The organism is Streptomyces sp. NPDC002577 (genome assembly GCF_053594815.1).
In genome coordinates this window covers 1-1,567 of sequence record NZ_JBSFWK010000104.1, presented here as the reverse complement: position 1 = coordinate 1,567, position 1,567 = coordinate 1, and the positions used below count along the sequence as shown (strand labels likewise).

The following is a 1,567-nucleotide window of genomic DNA, read 5'->3' as shown; positions in this document are numbered from 1 at the left end:
CCCGCTCGACCAGATGATGCGTTCCGGCACCTCGCCCGCACCCGTCCCCCTGCCGCACGCTCGCCTCGGCGTCGAAGGAACCGGCGTCGTGGACGCGCTGGGCCCCGGGACCACCGGGCTGAAGATCGGCGATCCGGTCATCCTGACGGCCGTTCCGGACGCGAGCGCCCGGGGCAGCTACGCCGAATACACCACGGTCCCCGCGAGCCGGGTCGTCGCCCGGCCGGCCGGGCTCGGAATCACGGAGGCGGCGGCGATCTGGGTCGCGTACTCCACCGCCTACGGCGCGCTCGTCGAGAAGGCGAGGATGCGGCCCGGCGACCACGTCCTCGTCACCGCCGCGTCCGGCGGCGTCGGCCGGGCGGCGATGCAGATCGCCAATCAGATCGGTGCCGTGCCCATCGCCGTCACTCGGCACACTGCGAGGAAGGGGGAGCTGCTCGCCGTCGGCGCCGCCGCGGTCGTCGCCACCGACCACGCGGACATCGTCGAAGCCGTCGGTCACCACACCGGCGGGACCGGCGCGGACATCGTCCTCGACCTTGTCATGGGCCCCGGCCAGCAGGATCTCCTGAAGGCGGCCCGCCCCGGCGGAACACTGGTCGCCGCAGGCTTCCTGGACCCGCGGCCCACGCCCTTCCCGGGAGGCCCGCCGCTCACGATCTTCAGCTACCGGAGCTTCACCACGCGGTACGCGGCCAGTTCCACGTCCACGCTCTGCGCCCGCCGCTCGCCCCGCTCGGTGAACTCGACGGGCTGGCCCGACATGCGGGCCTGCGCGACCAGGTCCCCCACCTTTCCCCGGGTGGGTGCCCGGTCCGCGGAGGCGGACTGACCGGTCGCCTCCAGCACGCCGAGCAGGTACCGCAGTTCGGTGAGCGCCCGGCGACCGGTGTCGCTGACAGCCGTCAGGCTGTCAGCGGCGCGCTCCGGCGCGGACGTGAGCAGGAACTGCGCCGCGTCGGACTGGACCACCATGGCCGTCACATGGTGGGTCACCACGTCGTGCAGTTCGCGCGCGATGCGTGCGCGCTCGGCGGCCGCGGCCACCTCGGCGGCCAGCCGCCGCCGCTCGGCTTCCTCCGCCCGCCGCCTGCGGACGCCGCTGCCCACCAGCCAGACCACGGCCAGGACCAGGTAGAACGCGAGGTAGTCCGGGATCCGCTGCGGTGAGCCGAGGCGGTGCAGGACGACCGCCAGCACGGCGTAGCCCGCACTCGCCGCGGCGGCGAGAGCCCGGCGGAAGGAGACCTGGTGGGCTCCGGCGGAGTACAGGGCCGCATAGAGCCCGACACTCCCGAACGTCGCCGGACAACCCAGCCCCTGATGCACCGCGAACGCACAGCCGACGACCAAGAGGCAGGCCGCGGGCCGTCGGGTGCGCACCGCCAGCGGCAGGGTCTGCGCCAGAGTCAGCCCGATGCTCCACGGGCTTGACGTGTGCTCAGGCAGATCGCCGATCTGCGCCCCGACGTGCGACAGGGTCGGCACGAAGGCCAGCACCGTGAGAACCAGCGCGAGAACGCCGTCCTTGACCGGTTGCTGACGCCCCGTCAACCAGCCGAGC

Annotated in this window: 1 protein-coding gene and 1 pseudogene; one reads left to right on the top strand and one right to left on the bottom strand. The window is 73.5% G+C overall.

The window, feature by feature from the left end:
- Positions 1 to 835 (top strand): zinc-binding dehydrogenase (locus ACWD4J_RS44065; protein WP_451401191.1); only part of this gene is annotated, 835 nt, incomplete at its 5' end.
- A gap of 65 nt (positions 836 to 900) precedes the next feature.
- Here the strand turns inward: ACWD4J_RS44065 and ACWD4J_RS44060 are convergent.
- Positions 901 to 978: pseudogene (locus ACWD4J_RS44060) on the bottom strand (hypothetical protein); the annotation flags it as partial.
- Positions 979 to 1,567 lie beyond the last annotated feature (589 nt).